General features: G+C 34.6%; 31 protein-coding genes. 30 read left to right on the plus strand and 1 reads right to left on the minus strand.

Translation table 11 applies throughout. The features are described from left to right. Positions 1–15: 15 nt before the first annotated feature. The 30 genes from BK585_RS03790 (at position 16) to BK585_RS03925 (ending at position 18,415) form a co-directional block, all read left to right on the plus strand. Positions 16–1,005, plus strand: a complete 990-nt coding sequence (locus BK585_RS03790) for a phosphotransferase (protein WP_078551972.1) — start codon at positions 16–18, stop codon at positions 1,003–1,005. A 35-nt stretch (positions 1,006–1,040) separates the two neighbouring features. Further along, positions 1,041–1,184, plus strand: coding sequence for a hypothetical protein (locus tag BK585_RS23880; protein ID WP_170885464.1), 144 nt, complete (start codon positions 1,041–1,043; stop codon positions 1,182–1,184). Between the two features lie 41 nt (positions 1,185–1,225). Beyond that, complete coding sequence (locus BK585_RS03795; RefSeq protein WP_078551973.1) at positions 1,226–2,107, plus strand: aminoglycoside 6-adenylyltransferase; 882 nt, start codon at positions 1,226–1,228, stop codon at positions 2,105–2,107. Positions 2,108–2,147: 40 nt separating this feature from the next. Next, complete coding sequence (locus BK585_RS03800) at positions 2,148–2,507, plus strand: hypothetical protein (RefSeq protein WP_078551974.1); 360 nt, start codon at positions 2,148–2,150, stop codon at positions 2,505–2,507. Between the two features lie 150 nt (positions 2,508–2,657). After that, the gene (locus BK585_RS03805) at positions 2,658–3,200 is read left to right on the plus strand and encodes a GNAT family N-acetyltransferase (RefSeq protein WP_078551975.1); all 543 of its coding nucleotides are present in this window, start codon (positions 2,658–2,660) and stop codon (positions 3,198–3,200) included. 73 nt (positions 3,201–3,273) lie between these two features. Then, a complete protein-coding gene (locus BK585_RS03810) occupies positions 3,274–3,978 on the plus strand; it encodes a DinB family protein (RefSeq protein WP_078551976.1) in 705 nt (234 codons plus the stop codon). Between the two features lie 31 nt (positions 3,979–4,009). Beyond that, positions 4,010–4,543, plus strand: coding sequence for a GrpB family protein (locus BK585_RS03815; protein WP_078551977.1), 534 nt, complete (start codon positions 4,010–4,012; stop codon positions 4,541–4,543). A gap of 79 nt (positions 4,544–4,622) precedes the next feature. Further along, positions 4,623–5,009 carry a hypothetical protein gene (locus BK585_RS03820; RefSeq protein WP_078551978.1) on the plus strand — a complete coding sequence of 129 codons (387 nt, stop codon included), beginning with the start codon at positions 4,623–4,625 and terminating at the stop codon, positions 5,007–5,009. 437 nt (positions 5,010–5,446) lie between these two features. Further along, entirely contained in the window at positions 5,447–5,578 is a 132-nt protein-coding gene (locus BK585_RS24575) for a hypothetical protein (protein WP_281248866.1), read from the plus strand. A gap of 48 nt (positions 5,579–5,626) precedes the next feature. Beyond that, the gene (locus BK585_RS03825) at positions 5,627–5,857 is read left to right on the plus strand and encodes a hypothetical protein (protein ID WP_078551979.1); all 231 of its coding nucleotides are present in this window, start codon (positions 5,627–5,629) and stop codon (positions 5,855–5,857) included. A 245-nt stretch (positions 5,858–6,102) separates the two neighbouring features. Further along, on the plus strand, positions 6,103–6,717 hold the full coding sequence (locus tag BK585_RS03830) for a histidine phosphatase family protein (protein ID WP_078551980.1): 615 nt from the start codon (positions 6,103–6,105) through the stop codon (positions 6,715–6,717). 161 nt (positions 6,718–6,878) lie between these two features. Then, a complete protein-coding gene (locus BK585_RS03835) occupies positions 6,879–7,232 on the plus strand; it encodes a nuclear transport factor 2 family protein (protein ID WP_078551981.1) in 354 nt (117 codons plus the stop codon). 78 nt (positions 7,233–7,310) lie between these two features. Beyond that, positions 7,311–7,835 carry a GNAT family N-acetyltransferase gene (locus BK585_RS03840; protein ID WP_078551982.1) on the plus strand — a complete coding sequence of 175 codons (525 nt, stop codon included), beginning with the start codon at positions 7,311–7,313 and terminating at the stop codon, positions 7,833–7,835. A gap of 12 nt (positions 7,836–7,847) precedes the next feature. Further along, positions 7,848–8,270, plus strand: coding sequence for a GNAT family N-acetyltransferase (locus BK585_RS03845; protein WP_078551983.1), 423 nt, complete (start codon positions 7,848–7,850; stop codon positions 8,268–8,270). Positions 8,271–8,588: 318 nt separating this feature from the next. Beyond that, on the plus strand, positions 8,589–9,281 hold the full coding sequence (locus tag BK585_RS03850; protein ID WP_078551985.1) for an HAD family hydrolase: 693 nt from the start codon (positions 8,589–8,591) through the stop codon (positions 9,279–9,281). Next, positions 9,278–9,727, plus strand: coding sequence for a GNAT family N-acetyltransferase (locus BK585_RS03855; RefSeq protein WP_078551987.1), 450 nt, complete (start codon positions 9,278–9,280; stop codon positions 9,725–9,727). The genes BK585_RS03850 and BK585_RS03855 overlap by 4 nt, the downstream gene beginning before the upstream one ends. 41 nt (positions 9,728–9,768) lie before the next feature. Further along, positions 9,769–10,134 (plus strand): hypothetical protein, encoded by a 366-nt coding sequence (locus BK585_RS03860; RefSeq protein WP_078551988.1) that lies wholly within the window; start codon positions 9,769–9,771, stop codon positions 10,132–10,134. Between the two features lie 193 nt (positions 10,135–10,327). Beyond that, on the plus strand, positions 10,328–10,747 hold the full coding sequence (locus BK585_RS03865) for an NUDIX hydrolase (protein ID WP_078551990.1): 420 nt from the start codon (positions 10,328–10,330) through the stop codon (positions 10,745–10,747). A gap of 129 nt (positions 10,748–10,876) precedes the next feature. Next, positions 10,877–11,251 (plus strand): DUF5412 family protein, encoded by a 375-nt coding sequence (locus tag BK585_RS03870; protein ID WP_078551991.1) that lies wholly within the window; start codon positions 10,877–10,879, stop codon positions 11,249–11,251. 136 nt (positions 11,252–11,387) lie between these two features. Next, complete coding sequence (locus BK585_RS03875; RefSeq protein WP_078551993.1) at positions 11,388–12,029, plus strand: HD domain-containing protein; 642 nt, start codon at positions 11,388–11,390, stop codon at positions 12,027–12,029. 27 nt (positions 12,030–12,056) lie between these two features. Further along, complete coding sequence (locus BK585_RS03880; RefSeq protein ID WP_078551994.1) at positions 12,057–12,554, plus strand: hypothetical protein; 498 nt, start codon at positions 12,057–12,059, stop codon at positions 12,552–12,554. Positions 12,555–12,624: 70 nt separating this feature from the next. Beyond that, a complete protein-coding gene (locus BK585_RS03885; RefSeq protein ID WP_078551996.1) occupies positions 12,625–13,092 on the plus strand; it encodes a hypothetical protein in 468 nt (155 codons plus the stop codon). A 40-nt stretch (positions 13,093–13,132) separates the two neighbouring features. Next, complete coding sequence (locus BK585_RS03890; RefSeq protein ID WP_078551998.1) at positions 13,133–14,014, plus strand: GNAT family N-acetyltransferase; 882 nt, start codon at positions 13,133–13,135, stop codon at positions 14,012–14,014. Between the two features lie 83 nt (positions 14,015–14,097). Then, on the plus strand, positions 14,098–14,886 hold the full coding sequence (locus tag BK585_RS03895) for a class I SAM-dependent methyltransferase (protein ID WP_078551999.1): 789 nt from the start codon (positions 14,098–14,100) through the stop codon (positions 14,884–14,886). Positions 14,887–14,928: 42 nt separating this feature from the next. Beyond that, entirely contained in the window at positions 14,929–15,267 is a 339-nt protein-coding gene (locus BK585_RS03900; RefSeq protein WP_078552001.1) for a histidine triad nucleotide-binding protein, read from the plus strand. Positions 15,268–15,501: 234 nt separating this feature from the next. Further along, a complete protein-coding gene (locus BK585_RS03905; RefSeq protein ID WP_078552003.1) occupies positions 15,502–16,257 on the plus strand; it encodes a class I SAM-dependent methyltransferase in 756 nt (251 codons plus the stop codon). A gap of 160 nt (positions 16,258–16,417) precedes the next feature. After that, the gene (locus tag BK585_RS03910; RefSeq protein ID WP_078552005.1) at positions 16,418–16,990 is read left to right on the plus strand and encodes a DUF6434 domain-containing protein; all 573 of its coding nucleotides are present in this window, start codon (positions 16,418–16,420) and stop codon (positions 16,988–16,990) included. Positions 16,991–17,069: 79 nt separating this feature from the next. After that, entirely contained in the window at positions 17,070–17,363 is a 294-nt protein-coding gene (locus BK585_RS03915) for a hypothetical protein (protein WP_078552006.1), read from the plus strand. Positions 17,364–17,395: 32 nt separating this feature from the next. Further along, positions 17,396–17,836, plus strand: a complete 441-nt coding sequence (locus BK585_RS03920; protein WP_078552007.1) for a PH domain-containing protein — start codon at positions 17,396–17,398, stop codon at positions 17,834–17,836. A gap of 69 nt (positions 17,837–17,905) precedes the next feature. Beyond that, entirely contained in the window at positions 17,906–18,415 is a 510-nt protein-coding gene (locus BK585_RS03925; RefSeq protein WP_078552008.1) for a MepB family protein, read from the plus strand. Between the two features lie 76 nt (positions 18,416–18,491). Here BK585_RS03925 and BK585_RS03930 read toward each other — a convergent pair whose 3' ends face one another. Further along, positions 18,492–19,403 carry a helix-turn-helix transcriptional regulator gene (locus BK585_RS03930; RefSeq protein WP_078552009.1) on the minus strand — a complete coding sequence of 304 codons (912 nt, stop codon included), beginning with the start codon at positions 19,401–19,403 and terminating at the stop codon, positions 18,492–18,494. Between the last annotated feature and the right edge of the window lie 53 nt (positions 19,404–19,456).

Here is a 19,456-nt window from a genome sequence, read left to right on the forward strand (position 1 = left end):
TAGGGGAGTGTTTGCATGAATGATAATAGCCATATAAGACTCGTTGATTTACAAAACTATGTATCTATTGTCTTTGGTTCTGAATATAAGATTAAAGAAGTTTCAAAACTATACGGCGGAGCTCAAAAAACAGTGTACAAGATAGACTGTAGCAATCACTTTTCATGCATTTTGTATGTATGGGACATCTCTGAAAATTATTTTAAAGAGGAAAAGGCAAATGAACATGACAATGAGCGTTCATTTGGAAGTGATTTGTTCCAAATAAATAATCAGTATTTACGCAAACAGGGAATTACAACACCCATCCTTTATCACATGAATGATAAAAAAGACGAGTACCCATTTGATTTTGCTTTTGTTGAGTACATTGAAGGAGAAAAGCTAGAATCCTATCTTACAAACACGCCGCTTGACCATAGCCAGGAAGATTTGCTCAGTAGAGTAGGAGCTATGATTCAAAAAATGCATTCGATAAAAAGAGATACATATGGCAACTTACTCAGTAATGAAACATCAAAAGGCCATTGTCATCAAATTCAATTTAACAATGCAAAAGACCAATTACTGTATGCCTCCCAGTACCTAGATTCATATAAAAATAATGTTGCAAAACTAAATGAAGTGTTACACAAACTTGAGTCCTTACTAGTACCTAGAGACGAATATGGATTTGTTCATTGGGAACTTGGACCAGACCATGTTTTAGTTAATGAAAGGATGGAACCATACCTCATCGATATTGAAGGAGCTAAATTTTTTGATATCGAGTATGAACATAGCTTTTTAGAATTTAGATTTGATGAACAATACAACTACTTTAAAAACAATAGTCTCGACCAAAACAGAATGCGTTTTTATCGGTTTTATCATCACATTGCGCTAACTACGGGCGGCTTGAAACTGTTACATCGCGGATTTCCAAACCAGAAGTTTGCAAAATCATTAATCGATTATCACTCTAAGCTTGCATTACAATATGTAGAACACCAATCATCATTTTGATAGTATATAAACACTAATAGATAGGGAGATTATAAATGGACTTATTATTTTTAATATTAATATTTACTAGCTTATTTGCAATTTATGATTCAATTAGAAGGGTAAATAATAATATTCTTAATCAAACAGAGGAATTAAAGAAAATAAGGGAAGCAATAGAGGAAAACAATAAAAAATAGATGTAATACGAAAGACAATACATTCCTGGGGGGGTGCACACATGAGAAGTGAAAAAGAAATGTTTGATTTACTTTTAAGTGTAGCTGAAAAGGATGAACGAATTCGATCGGTGTATATGAACGGTTCCAGAACGAATCCCAATGTTCAAAAGGATATGTTTCAAGATTACGATATTGTTTATGTGGTCACCGAAATAAGTTCTTTTATAAAGGATAAGACATGGATAAGGCACTTTGGGGAATTAATTATGATGCAAGAACCTGATAAAAATACGTTTGGTGAGGCAGCTGAACTAGATGTCACAAAATCTTATGGGTTTCTAATGCTGTTTACCGATGGAAATCGCATCGACCTTCGCTTCCAAACAAAAGAAGAGATGGTTGAAGAGTACAAGGAAGACAAACTCACTCTACCATTAATGGATAAAGATAATATTCTACCAGAAATCCCGCAACCTACCGATATCGATTATCATGTGAACATCCCTACTAAAGAGGAGTTTGATAGTTACACTAATAACTTTTGGTGGTGTTTACAGAACGTCGCCAAAGGAATATGGCGTGATCAACTTCCCTATGCAAAACTAATGTTTGAATATACCACAAGAGAATCGTTGGATAAAATGGTGTGCTGGTGGATAGGAATACAACATGACTTTAAAGTTTCCACAGGATTTTTAGGAAAGTATTTTAAAAAACATCTTCCTGAATCTTATTGGAGCATGTATGAGAAAACATATTCTACCGCTAATTATGAGGAATTCTGGGAATCCATTTTTATAACATGTGACCTGTTTAGAATTTTATCACAAACAGTCGCTGACCATTTCCAGTACACATATCCTATTGAGGATGACAACAACATGATCGAGTATCTCAAACAAGTAAGAGATTTACCTTCAAACGCGAAGGATATCTTTTAGGTTTACCTGGCTGACAATAAAAATAAGAGGGGTTGATAAAATGACAGTCGGTATAGATTTTTGGATAGTTAATACAGAAAAATCGGTGAAATTCCCTGAGACATTACACCATTATCTTGCGAAGAAAAAAGAGGGAATGGTTACTTTTGATTTGCTTATAGAATTAGACCCTTATGGCAATAGATGGTTTCACACCGAGGATATAATACGACTAATAAACATAAGCAATATGTTGGTGGATGAATTTATTTCTACTTGGGGTGATGCTGAAGGTACGTGGAAAGCATTTGGTGATACCTATAAGATGGATAAAGAAGTTAGAGATTTCGCTAATGATTTACGAGAACTATGTACAGAAGCTTTAGAACAAAAAAATTCAATAAAAGCACTCGGTGACTGATGTCTGTTGTTTGGTGCGGAGGTATGTCTACCGCAGAAATACTAAAGTCTTTGTCCCAAAAAGACTTTATGTAATGTATGAACGATGATTGAATCACCTTTTGTTCTAACGAAAATTGGTGAAAAGAGGTAATGAAGTGAGGGTAAATGAATGACCAGAAAAATTATTTCAAGTCAGTGGGATACGGAAAGACTCGTGATAAAAGACCTGTTAGAAGAAGATATTGAAACTATGCAAAAGCTTTATGAACAAGGAAGTTACAGACACAAATGGGATGGTCAAACGTTAGATAAGGAATATGTATATCGATGTTTTACCGTTGGCGATTTACCACCAAACGGGAGTAAAGAGAACTTTAAAATTCAGGCCATACATAGGAAAGATACAAATAGTATAGTTGGAATACTCACATCCTATCATGGCTTTCCAAACGCAAAGACGTTCTATATCAATTATCTCTACATTGACCAAAAGGAACAAAAACAAGGATTCGGTAGAGAAGTAATAACTAGACTACTAGATATGGTAAAGGAAAACGAATATGTTGAAGTACGAGCAAATGTGGCATTAAAAAACTGGACAGCTTTAAGATTTTGGACAAGCCTTGGTCTAAATAAGATTAATGGAATATTCGGAGACAAAGAACTATCACCGGACTCTTTTGCAGACGTAGAGTTATGTAAGGAATTATAAGTTGTCTTTTCCTATAGTAGCTTTTGTTTAACAAAGTATTAGTTTTGAATATAAGGTAGTGGAGGAGAACAAAATGAATAATGTTCAACGGAAAACGTGGAGTGAGAACCATAAAAGGTTTAGAGAAATACTAACCAAACCAGAAGAACACAAAGAAGCCATACAATTATGTTTAACCTTACATTCCTTTCTACATTCAACTTCCGTAAGTAATAGCACTGAAGGTACCTTAGCAGATGAAATCGTAAGCAACTTGGATGAAAAAACATGGAGACAATATCCAGTGACGATGCCAAATACAAGAAATTCGATTGCGTGGCATTTATGGCATATTACCCGTATTGAAGACATGACTATGAATCTGTTAGTAGCTGATGATCAGCAAGTTCTTCATAGTTCAAACTGGCTTGAAAAAATGAAAATTTCCTATACGCATTCTGGTAATGATATGAGTGAAGAAGAGATTGCTGTGTTAAGCTCAAAAATCGATTTTCACTCCTTATTAGAATATAGAGAAGAAGTAGGTAAGGGAACTCAAGAGATAATTTCTTCGTTACGTCCGGAACAATGGAAGATGAAAGTGGAAAAGCATAAAATAAAGCGCTTATTTGAAGAAAAAGCGGTAATGGAACGTTCTACATGGTTGGCTGAATACTGGAGTAAAAAAGACATTGCAGGTTTACTTCTAATGCCTGCGACAAGGCATATTTTTTTACACTTAAACAAGTGTGAGCGTATAAAGGAGAAATTACATAGAAACTTGAAGCAAATCGGATAACGTTAGACTGCGATAGAGAGGGTTATGCACAATGGTTAATCGAAAAAGGAACATTGTTGTTACAGAGTATAAAGAAGTCTGGAAAGAACTCTATCAAAAGGAAGCAGAAAAGCTAAAAAACGTTTTTAATGACGAACTTGTTACGATACATCATATCGGAAGCACGGCTGTTCCTAACTTAAAAGCGAAACCAACTATTGATATCATGCCAGTGGTGAAAAATATTGAAAAAGTCGATAACTATAATAACGAAATGATTGAATTAGGATATGAACCAATTGGGGAGAATGGGGTTATTGGAAGAAGATACTTTCGAAAAGGAAGAGAAAATAGGACACACCACATTCATATTTTCCAATCCGATAATAAATATGAAATCGAACGGCACCTTGCTGTTCGAGATTTTCTGATTGCTCATTCAAAGGACATGGTCGAGTATGGTGCATTAAAAGAAAGACTCGCTCAACAATTTCCAAAAGATAGTGAAGGATACTGTAATGGAAAACATAATTTTGTGCAAAACTTGGAACGAAAAGCAAAAGAATGGTACCATAATAAAGGATAACTGCTTTAGGTTCATTTTAATGAAACCTTTTTAAAGTTATAACCGTATCATAAATAGAGATAATAAAAAGGAGAGAAAAATGAAGAAAAAAATACCGAAATCAGTCATCATTCTTTCTGGGTTTTTAGTATTATTATTTATATTACCTTTTTTCTTACCGAATAAACCGTTAGAGAAGTTAATAGAAATAGAAGAGAATGTAATAGAACCGCATTTACAAACAATGATAGAAGAGGACTTCGAAATTATTAGGGTAAATGTAGATAGATATCAAGATACTGAGGACACTCGAACGTATGAAGTAATCATCAAGTTTGATTCCGAACCATACACTGTTGGAGAAGAAACATTTGATTATATAACAGAACGATATAAATTTGTGATAAGAGATGATAAAGAAGTTATATCCGCAGAAAATTTAGACGCTGATAATACGGAGAGAATACTTGAGCAAATAGGACTTTAAAAAATAGTAACATATTCGTATGAGCACTCCTTGTTTCGAAGGAGTGCTCGTTTGCGTATAAATTGCGGTAGCAGCAGTAGAAACGTGTACGCAAAAAAAATGCGCACACGAAAGGAGATATCTGAACAGAGAACAGCATACGTAAGTGTGAGAAAGACACAAAAAAGACACCACAAATAATCCAAAATACTGAAATTTGTAGGCAAGACAAATTAGGCGGAACTTATATATTTCTAAATCGTATAAATTATAAACATCCTATATTTCACAACAATAATCATAATCATCTTTCATATGGTAAGAGGAAAGAACTAGAAAGAATATTTCACCTAACTGACCCACCAACACCACAAGCTGTTTATACTCCAATTGAAGTTTAGTCCATACATTTAATAAGCGAATCGAAACCTATGTACTGAGGGGAGAGAGGGTTATTAATGGTTTGGTTCATAGCGTTTCTTGCTTTTATACTTGCTTTGGTAGCGGAACAGCAATCCAGAGCAGCAAAGGAAGAAAATAAAAAACTGTTGAAGCGAATAGAGGAACTAGAAGAAAACGTATATAAATAGTGCTACCAACAACAAGTAGAAATGTTTCCAGGAAAGGAGGGAGTCCTGATGCTTTGGATATTAACACAGAATGAAAAAAGTATAATGAATGTCAAAGAAGTTATGGTTAAGGGAAAATACATTGAAGGTGTTATAAATAGAGGTTCCTTTACCGAATGGAGTAAAGCCATAGGCAAGTATGAATCAAGTGAAAGAGCGACAGAAATCCTTCATGAAATATTCATGAAGATAGAAGAAGGGAAAGGCAACTCGATAACGTATACGATGCCTGAAAAATAACATCACAACAGGAGAAGCGGGGTAATAAACCTTCTGAGATTACTATGCAAAGTTGTTTTCAAAAGCTTATCTATGGTCGTTATAATGATATGCTAGTATGATACCTCGCTATTTCTTTCGCTGCGTTCCTTAAAAAAGGAGCGTTTTTTTCTTCATTAACAACCTAGGAAAAAAATGTTAAAGTGAACATAGCAGCTAGATTGGGTCAGGTACATACTTTTAAATTGTATAAAGAAGGTGATAGCTTGCTAACTTTGTATATTACGAGACACGGAGAGACCGTATGGAATACGCAAAAAAGAATGCAAGGGTGGAGTGATTCCGAACTAACCGAGACGGGAAAAAATAACGCAGTCTCTTTAGGAAAAAGGATTAAAGAGGTAAAGTTTGAAGCCATTTATACAAGCCCAAGTAAAAGAAGTGTAACCACGGCTAACTTGATAAAAGGAAAAAGAAAAACTCCTATCATTCTTGACGACAACTTAAGAGAATTAAATATGGGTAAGTGGGAAGGAGAAACACTTTCTACGATAGAGGCCAACTACCCAAAGGAATTTCATGATTTTTGGAATGCACCACATTTATATTGCTCGATAAACGGAGAAAGTTTTAGTGAACTTAAAACTCGGGTTCTAAAGGCTGTACATTCGATTCAAGAAAAATATAGTACGGGAACTATTCTCGTAGTGACGCATTCTGTTGTAATTAAAACATTATTGGCATACTTCAAAGGATATCCGGTAGAGAATTTGTGGGACCCACCTTTTATCCATGATACAAGCCTAACAATAGTCGAGTTAGAAGGTAATGAAAGTCGCGTAGTCATGGAGGGGGACTTGTCACATCGGAGGAGTAAATAAATTTAAATCCAAAGATGGATTTAAGAGACTATATTATAATTAGGAGAGCAATACATTTTATATTAGTGTATCAAGCGTTGAGAAACAGTAGCGTAAATTATATATTAAATCATCTTCTGAACAATAAGGAATAATAGACACTTTTACTAGGAGAGAATTTGATGGAACATTTATCACTTGAAGAGCAAATTTTGTACCTTGAAAAGAAATTAATGACTTATGAATATACCGAATTAAAAGAACACCTTGCAGATGATTTTTTTGAATATGGAAGTTCAGGATCCATATTCGATAAGAATGAACAACTTGAAGCAGTTAGAGATGGTAATGTCACTCATGTTATAAAATATACGGTTACGGATTTTAAAATAAAAGTATTAGCTTCAGATGTTGTATTAGCAACGTATCGCACAGTAAGGCATCATGATAAAAAATTGGTATTACGGAGTTCAATTTGGAAAAATAACCTGGGGAAATGGCAAATGATATTCCACCAAGGTACTCCAACTACATAGAGGCACAAACAGTCCAAGCTATTTGTGCTAATGATTTAATCCAAACCAATGATAAGTAATCGATAAAAGGAGTTTGACATGATTATTAAAATGACACAATCCAATATGGATAATTATAATAAATCAAACGACGGCTTCACTGTTAGTGGAAGAATCATTCCAAAGTATGAAGACCAAACTTGGACATATACCGAAGAAGTATTTTCGGAAACATATATCAAAAAATATGACGATGAAGAAATTCCTGTTGATTATGTTGAGGATCAAAAGAAAGCAGTCTTTTTTTATTTCTCTAAGAACAACTGCATCGGTCAAATTAGACTTCGAGAACATTGGAATGGATATGCCTATATAGAAGATATTGCTGTTGCCAAAGAATATAGAGAAAAAGGTGTTGGAACGGCATTAATACATCAAGCAATAGAATGGGCAAAAGAGAAGAAGTTTTGTGGTCTCATGCTAGAAACTCAAGATATAAATGTCTCAGCGTGTCGTTTTTATGCCAAAAACAACTTTACCATCGGGTCAATTGATACGATGCTGTATTCTAATTTTTCAACAGCGAATGAAGTAGCTATCATTTGGTACTATAAATTTAAATAATGGGGTATGAAGATGAAGAATGTATGTAAAGCAAATATTGATGATTTAGACAAGCTAGTAAACATTGATTGTGAAGTAATTGGGAATCCAAGTAGACGTAACACCATTAAGAAATCAATTGAACAAGGGCAATGTATCATTGCAAAAGAAGGGGAAGATATTGTAGGTTTTTTACTTTATGATATAACGTTTTTTGAATGTACGTTTATCTCTCTCATTATCGTTTCACCATCGAGCAGAAGAAGAGGGTATGCAAGTTTGTTGATGGAATCTTTGATGGATGCAGCTCCTACTACCAAGGTGTTTTCATCTACTAACCAATCTAATATTAATATGCAGAAAGTTTTTGAAGCAAATGGATTTATCCAGAGTGGAATAGTTGAGAACTTAGATGAAGGAGATCCTGAAATTATTTACTTTAAATCCGGGCGGTAGTTTTTCATTCAACTAGAAAATAAGAATAGTGAAAACTACGTTGCAATATGATATAGTAAGTGGAAATAAGAGGTGGGTATTTATGGATATTTATAATCCGGCAAATAATTCGTTAGTACAACTACATCATATAAACTAGTCTTGCTATTCGATTTTTAAAAATCGTACATAGGAAGACTATTTGCTATAAACCGTATTTGATTAAGTTAACACTTACATCAAGTGCGGTTTTTTTATTTTATTGGGGGGTGATAAACTACTTTGAACATTTTGTGCGAGTGGAAGAATAATGTGATTTCAACTGAGGGAGGACGTTTAATGACAATCAAAGCGATTTTTCTAGATTTTTATGGAACCGTTGTACATGAAGATGAAAAAATCATTAATAGGATTTGCCAGCAAATCAAAGAAAACTCACCCACAAAATCGACCGTAAAAGAAATTGGTGGGGTTTGGTGGGAAGAACTGGCTAGGTTGTTTAGAAAAAGTTATGGTGCGAATTTCAGATATCAGAGAACTTTAGAAGAAAGTTCATTACAAAAGACGTTATCTCATTTTCATTCATCATTAGATGAAACGACTTTGTGTGAAGAAATGTTTGACTATTGGATGAGGCCTGATATTTTTCCCGATTCAGTTACATTTCTTAGTGATAATACGTTGCCTGTCTATATATTATCTAATATTGACCGCGATGATATTTTAAAAGCTATGAAAGCACATCAAATATCAGTTGAGGATGTTATCACAAGCGAGGATGTAAAATCGTATAAGCCAAGGCCAGAAATGTTTAATTATGCCTTAGAATTAAGTGGATTGACGCCATCTGAGGTCATCCACGTAGGCGATTCACTATCTAGTGACGTTGCAGGAGCCAATCATGTAGGAATAAGAAGTGTCTGGGTGAATAGAACTGATAGAGTTAATAAAGGCGAAAAGAAACCAGATTACGAAATTAAGGCTCTAGATGAATTGACACACATTATTAATTCAATTGGGGTGAGCAAATGAGTGGAAGTCTCAAAGCGATTTCAAAAGAGAATGTAGAAGAGTGCTCAGTACTCTACAGAAAGGTTTTTAATAGTGACCCTTGGAATGATGGGTGGTTACTTGACGATGTTAAAGAGCGCCTATCAGACATTATAAGTAATCCGCATTATTGGGGTGTAGGTTTATATAGTGATGGAGGTAGACTAGTAGGCTTTCTGGTTGGCTATTCAGAAAAGTGGCTACAGGAACGTCATTTTCATGTAATAGAATTATGTGTGGATTTGGATTTCCAAAACAAAGGTATTGGCACTAGATTAATAACTGCACTTGAAAACTATTGTAACGAAGTGGGGATAAATAACATTTATCTTGTAACTGCTAAAGGTGGACAGGCCGAACATTTTTATAATAAAAATGATTTTATTACTAATTCACAATTGATTATGATGTCAAAGGCTTTAGACTAATAGAATCGGGGAAAGTTACTTAATAAAAAGTAGGGATGTATATGTATTTTAGGTACCATGTAAATTACATTAGCCCAAAAACAGGTATGCCAGTTGGTATATTTGTAGCAGTAGGGCATTTAGTTGATGAGAGAAGGATGTTAGAAGAAGAGATACAAACCTATTGGGAACAACGTAAATACTTTGAAGAAGTATTACCTGTCCCACCCTTCTATTGGGAAGGCAATCCATTGGGGGCAGTGACCTGGTTCAAAGAAAATAAACATACCGATAAACTGATTAATCAAATGACATTTTACTTTGAGATGTTAAGGAAATATGATGTTGCATTAGTGAAAACAAAAAGTGATAATCCGGGTAAAATAATATATGAAGATGACTATCAAGTTGCTGTAATTAAAGATTAGTATCTTTCGTATTCAAAGGCTTCCTTTATATGAGGATGCCTTTTTCTTTGTGAACTAAAAAGGGAATTAATGTTAATATAGGAAGTGTATAGTTTTTTAAGAGAGAGAGGACACATACTCTGAATGTTCATTGAATACATGAGAGGTTTGAGAGAAGTTTGGTGACTCTCTCATATTGAAAGGAAAGAAAAGGATGGAACCAATAAAGAAAGCTTACGGTTATGTGACTAGAATAAAAGAAGGCCAAACACAGGTATTAGTATTCCGGCATTCTATTGCTGAAGCTGGGATACAAATACCAAAGGGAACTGTACAACCTGATGAGGACACAATATTAGCAGTAATCAGAGAAATGGAAGAAGAAACAGGGTTAAGAGATTTTCAAGTTGAACGTTTACTTGCTGAAGATATGTGGAAGAATGATGATGGTGCAATACACCATAGATTTTTTTATAAGATAACTGTCTCTGATGCGTCAGATGAATGGGATTATCATCCAACGGGTGGAGGAGAAGAAGATGGAATTACATTTCATTTCTTTTGGATTTCATCAGCAAATGAGGTTGAACTTATAAGAGGACATGGTGATTACTTGGAACCTATTTTTAACTAATAATATTTTAGTAGGGAAGATGGGTATTTAGATTTGACTAATGGGCAGACGTGATTGCTGAATAAAGGTTATCACCTTTCTTTTGTTGAAATTAATAGCAGGGCAATGGCTGCTGATAAGGAGTTAATAATGAAGAAAAGGTTAATTTGGGTAGCTTTATTTTTAATAATAGGAATAGCTATTTATGACTTCCTAAATGTTGAACTAGATGAAGTATCTACAGGTGATTTTTTATCCAAACATCCATCACCATACAATGATTATGCGGCTATTGCGTATATTGTAGACGAAGGTGGTGCTACGGTAAGAGCTGCTGTTCGAGTAGAGATTGATTATGGAGATGAAATTAAAACAATATATTGGAATTATGATGAAAGTACAGTAAAAATAAAATGGTTAGACAAAGAAACGATTGAAATTAATGACCATACTTTGAACATCTTTACCGATTCTTATCATTGGAAGAAGGACCCCAATTGGGAAGAGAATAGGGGAAGATATTAGTGATACTGAAGGTTACTTGGGCGTTTATTAAAAACCTTAATGAGATTTCTGTATGATACGAGGGAGATTAGTAGAAGAAGCATACGATTTAAAGTGAAGACAAACTATGAATCATTCAGGCAGGGAGGGACAATCTATGAAATATATCTTGGATAGAAATTATGCAAGTGAACTTATTGAATGGGCCTATAACCAAAACCCAGGACCCTGGTTTGAGCATTCGGTTAATGTTGCAAAAGCCACTGAGAATATATTAATTCAATTGAACAAAGCTGGGTTTGAAGTTGACGTTGACCTAGGGTATAATGCGGCTCTACTGCATGATATCGGTAGGTATAAAGGGTTTACTAAATCTGTTATTCATTCGTACGATGGCTACAATTATTTCAAAGAATTAGGTTTTATGGGAAATGCAATTGTGTGTGTTACTCATTCATTTCCATGCATGAACAAACATATAGAAAAAGCTGCTGACTGGAGCCTTGTTCCAAATCATATGAAGCTAAAGCTGGTGGAAATTCTTAACGAGAATAGCAGCTATGATATATATAATAAAGTCATTACTTTGTGCGATGCTCTTGCAGACTCTGAAGGATTTACTACGCTAGAAAAAAGATTAATTTCCGTTGGACTACGTCATGGAACAACGACCCACACGTCACTTCACTGGAAGGGTTTTTATACTATTAAAAAAGAGGTAGAAGGACTGCTCAAGAAAAGCATTTATACACTACTTCCAGGAGTGGAAGATACAATTTATACGGATATACATTATTAATTAAGGGTTATGGTAGGAGGACATCGGATGAAATGGTTACAGTCTTTGAGGCTTTTTCTGTACTTAATTGTTATTGTAGTAAGTCTTAGTATTATTCCTACCCAAACGAAAGCATTGCTATGTGAATACATCAGTATTGAAGAAGAAATTGAACAAGTTGATATTGTATTTAAAGGAAAAGTTACAAGAGTAGAAGGACATATAGATCACCATCAACGATATATATTTGACGTTCAAAAGGTATGGAAAGGCAAACATGACATTGAGGAGACGATTATACATAAGACAATGTTTGCCCATTTTGAAGAGGGGAAGAAGTACATTGTTTTTGCAAATGAACGACATAATGATGAATACCATGTCCAAAAGGCCTGTGGAAACACAAATGAAGCATCTTTATCCCTTGAGTGGAAGTTAGGTGCCCCGTCACAAGGGTTGCATTTGCTAACACCTTGGCTTATTTCTTTAGGTACCCTGTTTTTGTTAGTCGTCATTTACGTTAAGATACTAAAACGCAAAAAGTAACAGTAAAATAAGCCCGTTTATTGAGGTTGAAGAAAAGATTTAGTCCTGTTGAAATGAGAGGGGGATTTGTATGAAAAGTAACCATTTCTTATCTATTGCAATCCTTTTAGTTCTATTTCTTTCCTTGTACCCTGTGAAGACAATGGCAACATCCTGGGCGTATTCATTTGTAGTTTGGGATGGATATGTTTATGTGATAAGTGACGAATATGTAACTGAAATTGGTGATGAGATTGGAAGAGTCACAAGGTATTCGGATATGAAACAGTATTCTGGTAATTTCTCAAACGCATATAAGAAAGGTACGAAATACTATTCAATTGAAGGGATAAGTACAGAACAAGCAATAGCCGTCGAGGATTCAAATGGACAATATATAAAGGCTTATAGACAAGATGAATATAAAGTTCCTTTGAGTAGTTCCTTTGGTGACCCACAAGTGATGATGAATACGATTGTACTTTTGGGACTGGGTTTATTATCTTTTATTCTCATTGGTAAAGTCATCAAAAATAATCGTGGAAAAAGGAACGGTTAACAAGAAGGTTTGTAGAGAATTTTTGAAATGAGGGACATACATGACAGGGTTAACGTTTTATCAAGGCTACAAAGATAATGAGAACCTGAGAACAAGTTTTAACGAACTTGCTACTTTGGTGTTTGGATTAAATTTTGAAGAGTGGTATAAAAAGGGCTATTGGAATAACCGTTATATTCCGTTTTCTTATGCAGAAGGGGATAAAGTAATCGCAAATGTCTCAGTAAACCTGTTGGACTTCGTGATACAAGGTGAGGAAAAAAAGGCGATACAAATTGGGACGGTTATGACACATCCTGAGTATCGAAACCGAGGACTTTCAGCCGCCTTGATGAATAAAGTCTTCGAAGAATATAAAGATAGCTATGACTTTATGTATCTATTTGCCAATCCAAGTGTATTAGATTTTTATCCTAAATTTGGTTTTCAAGCAGTGGATGAGTATCAATTTTCAATGGAATATTCACCAAGCAAACCTGTACCAACCGCTATCCGAAAACTTGATACAAGCAACACTGATGACCTTACCTTTATTTATCACATTGCTTCTGAACGATTTCCCGTTTCTAAGCGGTTTGGAACAATAAACACTCAAGGAATTCTAATGTTTTATAGTATCTACGTGTTCGCAGATGATATCTACTTCATAGAAGATGAAGAGGCAATTGTAATATATAAGGTAGACGGAAAACAAATAGATATTTTTGATATTGTTAGTAAAAGAGAAGTTTATATTGAAAATATTCTTTCAAAGATTACTACTAGCGAAACTACTAAAATAGTTTTTCACTATACACCTGATTATAAGGGCATTGAGACCCAAAGTAAGATAGTAAAGGGAGATGATGTATTATTCGTTAAAACGACTGGTCATAATCATTTTCCATCGCAGGTTAAGCATCCAATGACTTCGCAAGCATAAATGGTACCTAAAAATGAGTGAGCGTAGCATTAGTCTTTGCGTGAAAGAGGTTATATTTATTGTTTACATTTGGAGGGGGATTAATGGAATCGGTTATTTCCTTTTACGAAAACTATGATGAAGAATCTCGTTTATCTACGGATAATTCAAGAAAAATCGAATTTATGACAACAATTAAAAATTTAGACCATAAAATTCTGCCAACACATCGTGTTTTGGAACTAGGTGCAGGTACGGGGATATATTCATTTTATTATGCAAATAGAGGATGTAATGTAGTCGCAACAGATATCACACCCAAGTATGTTCAATATATGAATCAAAAGAATAATCTATTAAACTTTAGAGCAGAGATTGCAAATGCAACAAATCTAACTAATTTTGAAACAGAGAGTTTTGATGTTGTTCTGTGTCTAGGGCCTATGTATCATTTAACAGAAGAAATGGATAGAGTCAAATGCATCAAGGAGTCTGTAAGAGTATTAAAGGATGGTGGGTTGTTGGCTATCTCGTATATAAACAAACATTATATCCTACATTCGTTAATGATGAATGATTCAACGTACTTAAAAAAGGAATTTATTGAGCAGATTATCAACACAGGCACAATAAAAGAAGGAGATAAGTATAATTTTTGGACAGATGCATTTTTTTCCACACCAGAAGAAATGGAACGAATCATAAAAGATTTTAATGTTGAAATAATAGACCACTTTGCCACAGATGGTCTAAGTCCATATCTAAGGTCGACGGTAAATAGTTTTAGTGAAGAGGAATATAGGAATTGGAGCTACTATATTGAAAGAAGTTGCAGGGATAAAAATATCATGGGACTCAGTAATCATGCTTTACTATTGTGTAGAAAAACGTAACGGTGGTTCTTACATTTTTTTCAATACAGGAGTGAATCAAAAATGGATTGTATCTTTTGTAAAATTGTTAATAGAGAAGCACCAGCAGATATTATTTATGAAGACGAGCAGGTTATATCCTTTTACGGTTTACACTTTAGTGCTCCAGTCCATGCGTTAGTCATACCGAAAAAGCATATTATGAACGTTATGGACATCCAAGAAGATGATGAAAGAATAGTTTATAAAATTCATCAAGGGATACAGGAAGTTGCTAAAATATTAGGTGTAGAGAATGATGGTTTTAGAGTGATAACCAATACAGGGCAACATGGGCAACAGGAAATAAACCATTTGCATTATCATATTATTGGCGGTCGTCAATTAAAGTGGGACATGTAGTCATATCCTATCTTGTGATTTTTTCTTTGTACCAAACTGTTTTGCTTTAAAATATTCTTGACCATTTTTTTACAGTGAAATAAACTGAATGTATTACTAATAGAAAGCGAGTGAATTTGATGATTGCAAGTAGTAAAAGAAATCATGATAGTTTTAATGGAGGCACGGAAGAGTAATCGAATAATTTTTGTTATTTCTTCCGTGTTAGTAATCTAACAAACGGAGGGAAAAACGTTGAAAAATAGGAATAAGATAAATGGTGCATTCGAATACAGTGGTAGCTATTACGAGGAAATAGGTGATTTTCTAAAAGAAAATTATCTGGAATATGGATTCACAAAAGGAACCAATCAGGAAGTCGATTTTTTAGTTGATATCATGGCTATTCCGCAACATTCTCGTATTTTAGATATAGGTTGTGGTCCAGGTCGTCACTCTTTGGAGTTAGCACGACGAGGCTATCAGTCAGTTGGCGTTGATATCTCATCTGAATTTATTAAATACGCTAATCAAGTGGCGAAAGCGGAAAGACTTAACGCTGAATTTTTTGTTGAGGATGCTCGTGAGTTACACTTTACCGAAGAATTTGAAGGAGCGATATGTCTTTGTGAAGGCGCTTTTGGATTAGCTGGTAACGAGGATAATCACCGGAAAGTGTTAAAAAGTGTTTATAATGCGCTTCGTCCAGGAGCTCTATTTGTATTAACAGTCGTTAATGCCTTATGTGTGGCTAGAAGTATAACCGATGATAGTGAATTCGATATTTATACTTGCACGAAAATAGATAAAGATACAATTACAAGTCCTGAAGGCGAAACGAAAGATGTCAAGATATACACTACGGCTTTTACATTTCGTGAATTGAAGTTCTTGTTGGAAAGTGAAGGGTTCGAAGTGGCAGCAGCATATGGTTGTTCTGTGGGTCAATTTAGTGAGAAACCCTTGACTGTAAATGACTTTGAAATAATGATGATTGCACGGCGAATATAAAAAGAAGGAAGAAGTCTTGGAGAGGATTCAAGGCTTCTTTTTTAATACAGAAGTTCCAACAAATTACATTAGAAGATTTTTTTGTTCGTAAAATGGAAAACAATGTTAAACTATTACTAGAGATAGAGATGATGAAATAACGATATGAAGGAGGGGGAAATTGAGACCTGACCTAACAAAAGACATTACTATAAAAGACTTTAGTAATTACTATTGGTTAAAGGAAGAATTGCAAACATTTTGTAGGGAACATGGAATGAGTGCATCTAGTTCAAAATTAGAACTAACAGATAGGATTAACGTCTATCTCCTAACAGGGGAGATTAAAAAACCAATTAGAAAAACGAGACCACCTAAAACGAAAGAAACAGAATTAAGTCTTGAAACAGTCATTACAGAAAATCACCGCTGTAGTCAAGAGGTAAGAGCGTTTTTTAAGTCCGTCATCCCTAACTTTCATTTTTCTACGTATATCCAAAACTATTTAAAAACTAACATTGGAAGAACATATCGTGACGTTGTACTAGCTTGGAACGAGGAAGAAGAAAGAAAAAAAGACCCGACATACAAGAGAACCATCGCTCCTCAATTTGAATACAATCAATTCATTCAGGATTTTTTTGCTGATCCCAAAAATCAACAGAAAAGTCGTGAAGAAGCAATTGATGCCTGGAACCAAATGAAAAGACTTCCAGGTAGTAATAAGTATAATCCTAAGTTAACTATTGAGTAGGAATTGATAGCAATTTAACTCAGAGTAGATGAAGTTATTCATTAAACAAACGGCTGTGATAGCTTATTAGGGGGAAACTATGAGTATTCAAGTTGCAATTATTGTAAGCGTCATTTTGATGGGTGTACTCTCCGTAATCACCTTTTTTATCGGGAAAAGGGTGTCCAGTAGGATTATAAAGTATATTCCGGCGATGGCTACGGGAGCGGGTATTGTTTTTTTTCTTATCAAACTCAATTTTATTCCTTATAAAACCCATGTATATGAAGGTATTAATGATATGATAGCCATCATTTTGCTTTCTATTATCTTTGGTTTTTCGCTGGTAGGAGCAATAATAATCGAGATTATTAAAAGGAAAAATAGTATCTGATAAAAATTTTGTCAGAAAGGTATGATACTCCAATGGTTTTCCGTTCAAAAATAGATAGATTTTTTGTTGTTTTTATAATGATATTGGTACTCATAATAGGAGTGTCCACATTCTTTCCATTAGCCCTTGAGGATGGTACGGATTTATCGGTGGTTATCACATTGACTTCTACATTTCTTATCATAGCCAGTTTTGTTTTGTGGTGTGTTTTTTCAGTCAAATATGTTTTTTATGACGATTACTTATTTGTAAAAGGTGGACCGTTTAGAAGTCGAATTTCTTATCAAGATATAACAAAGATATCTCCTACATCAGAAATCTTCACCGGTTATCGATTATTATCTTCGAGAGATGCACTAGAAGTCTTTTATAAGACAGGAGCTTTTGGAAGTGTGAAAATATCACCCAGGGATAAAAAGGAGTTCCTAACCGAGTTATCTAAAAGATGCCCAAACATACAAATTCAAGAATGAACTTTTTAGGTAATCTTCAACTAAAATGAGTAAGGCTTATTGGAAAAGGTAAAAGGGGAATGTGGAATAATGGATGATTTTTATACAGCATTAAATTATGTAAATAAAATGATTTACGAGGCAATTGGTTTAACTGTGGAGTCGGTTCAAGAAGAAAATCAAAATTCTAAGTATGGTGCTGGTATATTTAAAATATCTTCTAAAACAGTTCGATTCAGAGTTGCGAAGATAACCCCCACCAAAGTAGGTCAGTTTGTTGTATTTTGGGAAAAAGACGAAAGTGATAAAAATCAAGCCTATTTATATGAGCAAGCTCCTGATTTATTAGTTATAACAACCTTTAAAAATGAAAATGAGTTTGGTCAATTTATTTTTCCAAAAGAAGTTCTATTAAAACAGAACATTCTTAGGTCTACTTCCACAAAGGGCAAAATGGCAATAAGAGTTTATCCTAACTGGGATAGTCCGAGTAGTAAACAAGCGATGAAAACTCAAAAATGGCAGTTACCCTATTTTGTTGATATGTGTAATCCCAATAAAATACCCTTAGGAAAAATAATAGAACTGTACTCTTTTTAATCTTAAAGCTCTTAGATGTTTATCAACCTACACCATAGGAAGAGTTGGATGAACTGTAATTAGAGCCAACACCTTCTCAAGAATAGTTCTCCAACATTTTATATAAATAATTTCGAAAGTCTTCAACATAGGTTTTAGGCTCTACAACTTTAAGATGAGTACCGAAGCTTGCTAAAAATTGAAACCCCACCTGGTTTTGAGGGACAGAAATGGTTGCTAATAAAGATCCAGAACTATGGTCTTCAATACTCCTTCGACCATACCTTTCGACGATTTGATCTCTTATGCTAGGTGATATCGATGCCTTAATCTTGACGAGTTGCGGTAGATAACTTGCTTCGTGCCCCTGCTCTGACCAATCGTCTCTAGGATGAAACGCACGTTCATCCACAGCAATATGATCGATCCGAGATAATTTGAATGTACGATATCCCTGTCGATGTAAACAGAATCCTTTCAAGTACCAACTCGATTCGCTAAAATGAAGTTCATAGGGTTCGACCATCCTATTTGTTACCGCCCCGTCTTTATCGGAATAAGTAAACGAAACTATCCTCTTCTTTAAAATGGATTCTTGACATGCCTTCAAGGTTTCAAGAATCTCGGACCGACCTTCCCAATCATAAAACGACATTTGAATGGAACGATTTAGAGACAATGGACTGACCATGGCCTCTATTTTTTTTATAGTTCTTTCCACTTCTTCAGTAAGGAGGATTTGTTCCAATCCGCCGAGCGCAGTTAATATATTCTCAATATCAGAGCTGCTTAAAAGACGTTTATCAACTTTGTATTCATCCATTAAGCGATAGCCACCATTAACCCCAATGACAGAGTAGATTGGGATGTTTGATATGCTCAATGTTTCCATATCACGAAGGATTGTCCTTTTGGAAACATTGAATAGTTGTGAGAATTCCTTTGCAGAAACAACCTCTTTTTTTAGCAAGATCATGATAATCGAAATGAGTCTCTCTATTTTGTCCATCATTAACCTCTTTTTCTACATGTTTTTCAGAACAGTGACAATCAGATGTCACC

The organism is Bacillus alkalicellulosilyticus, from assembly GCF_002019795.1.
Classification (GTDB): domain Bacteria; phylum Bacillota; class Bacilli; order Bacillales; family Bacillaceae_F; genus Bacillus_AO; species Bacillus_AO alkalicellulosilyticum.

What these genes read in the sequence shown, in the direction of transcription:
- BK585_RS03870 (WP_078551991.1), top strand. Translation starts at nt 10,877, where the DNA reads ATGAAGAAAAGGTTAATTTGGGTAGCTTTATTTTTAATAATAGGAATA.
- BK585_RS23880 (WP_170885464.1), top strand. Translation starts at nt 1,041, where the DNA reads ATGGACTTATTATTTTTAATATTAATATTTACTAGCTTATTTGCAATT.
- BK585_RS03835 (WP_078551981.1), top strand. Translation starts at nt 6,879, where the DNA reads ATGGAACATTTATCACTTGAAGAGCAAATTTTGTACCTTGAAAAGAAA.
- BK585_RS03860 (WP_078551988.1), top strand. Translation starts at nt 9,769, where the DNA reads ATGTATTTTAGGTACCATGTAAATTACATTAGCCCAAAAACAGGTATG.
- BK585_RS03855 (WP_078551987.1), top strand. Translation starts at nt 9,278, where the DNA reads ATGAGTGGAAGTCTCAAAGCGATTTCAAAAGAGAATGTAGAAGAGTGC.
- BK585_RS03885 (WP_078551996.1), top strand. Translation starts at nt 12,625, where the DNA reads ATGAAAAGTAACCATTTCTTATCTATTGCAATCCTTTTAGTTCTATTT.
- BK585_RS03790 (WP_078551972.1), top strand. Translation starts at nt 16, where the DNA reads ATGAATGATAATAGCCATATAAGACTCGTTGATTTACAAAACTATGTA.
- BK585_RS03850 (WP_078551985.1), top strand. Translation starts at nt 8,589, where the DNA reads ATGACAATCAAAGCGATTTTTCTAGATTTTTATGGAACCGTTGTACAT.
- BK585_RS03890 (WP_078551998.1), top strand. Translation starts at nt 13,133, where the DNA reads ATGACAGGGTTAACGTTTTATCAAGGCTACAAAGATAATGAGAACCTG.
- BK585_RS03865 (WP_078551990.1), top strand. Translation starts at nt 10,328, where the DNA reads ATGGAACCAATAAAGAAAGCTTACGGTTATGTGACTAGAATAAAAGAA.
- BK585_RS03820 (WP_078551978.1), top strand. Translation starts at nt 4,623, where the DNA reads ATGAAGAAAAAAATACCGAAATCAGTCATCATTCTTTCTGGGTTTTTA.
- BK585_RS03795 (WP_078551973.1), top strand. Translation starts at nt 1,226, where the DNA reads ATGAGAAGTGAAAAAGAAATGTTTGATTTACTTTTAAGTGTAGCTGAA.
- BK585_RS03900 (WP_078552001.1), top strand. Translation starts at nt 14,929, where the DNA reads ATGGATTGTATCTTTTGTAAAATTGTTAATAGAGAAGCACCAGCAGAT.
- BK585_RS03915 (WP_078552006.1), top strand. Translation starts at nt 17,070, where the DNA reads ATGAGTATTCAAGTTGCAATTATTGTAAGCGTCATTTTGATGGGTGTA.
- BK585_RS03930 (WP_078552009.1), bottom strand. Translation starts at nt 19,403, where the DNA reads ATGGACAAAATAGAGAGACTCATTTCGATTATCATGATCTTGCTAAAA.
- BK585_RS03840 (WP_078551982.1), top strand. Translation starts at nt 7,311, where the DNA reads ATGATTATTAAAATGACACAATCCAATATGGATAATTATAATAAATCA.
- BK585_RS03805 (WP_078551975.1), top strand. Translation starts at nt 2,658, where the DNA reads ATGACCAGAAAAATTATTTCAAGTCAGTGGGATACGGAAAGACTCGTG.
- BK585_RS03920 (WP_078552007.1), top strand. Translation starts at nt 17,396, where the DNA reads ATGGTTTTCCGTTCAAAAATAGATAGATTTTTTGTTGTTTTTATAATG.
- BK585_RS03800 (WP_078551974.1), top strand. Translation starts at nt 2,148, where the DNA reads ATGACAGTCGGTATAGATTTTTGGATAGTTAATACAGAAAAATCGGTG.
- BK585_RS03895 (WP_078551999.1), top strand. Translation starts at nt 14,098, where the DNA reads ATGGAATCGGTTATTTCCTTTTACGAAAACTATGATGAAGAATCTCGT.
- BK585_RS03925 (WP_078552008.1), top strand. Translation starts at nt 17,906, where the DNA reads ATGGATGATTTTTATACAGCATTAAATTATGTAAATAAAATGATTTAC.
- BK585_RS03845 (WP_078551983.1), top strand. Translation starts at nt 7,848, where the DNA reads ATGAAGAATGTATGTAAAGCAAATATTGATGATTTAGACAAGCTAGTA.
- BK585_RS03880 (WP_078551994.1), top strand. Translation starts at nt 12,057, where the DNA reads ATGAAATGGTTACAGTCTTTGAGGCTTTTTCTGTACTTAATTGTTATT.
- BK585_RS24575 (WP_281248866.1), top strand. Translation starts at nt 5,447, where the DNA reads ATGGTTTGGTTCATAGCGTTTCTTGCTTTTATACTTGCTTTGGTAGCG.
- BK585_RS03810 (WP_078551976.1), top strand. Translation starts at nt 3,274, where the DNA reads ATGAATAATGTTCAACGGAAAACGTGGAGTGAGAACCATAAAAGGTTT.
- BK585_RS03825 (WP_078551979.1), top strand. Translation starts at nt 5,627, where the DNA reads ATGCTTTGGATATTAACACAGAATGAAAAAAGTATAATGAATGTCAAA.
- BK585_RS03875 (WP_078551993.1), top strand. Translation starts at nt 11,388, where the DNA reads ATGAAATATATCTTGGATAGAAATTATGCAAGTGAACTTATTGAATGG.
- BK585_RS03815 (WP_078551977.1), top strand. Translation starts at nt 4,010, where the DNA reads ATGGTTAATCGAAAAAGGAACATTGTTGTTACAGAGTATAAAGAAGTC.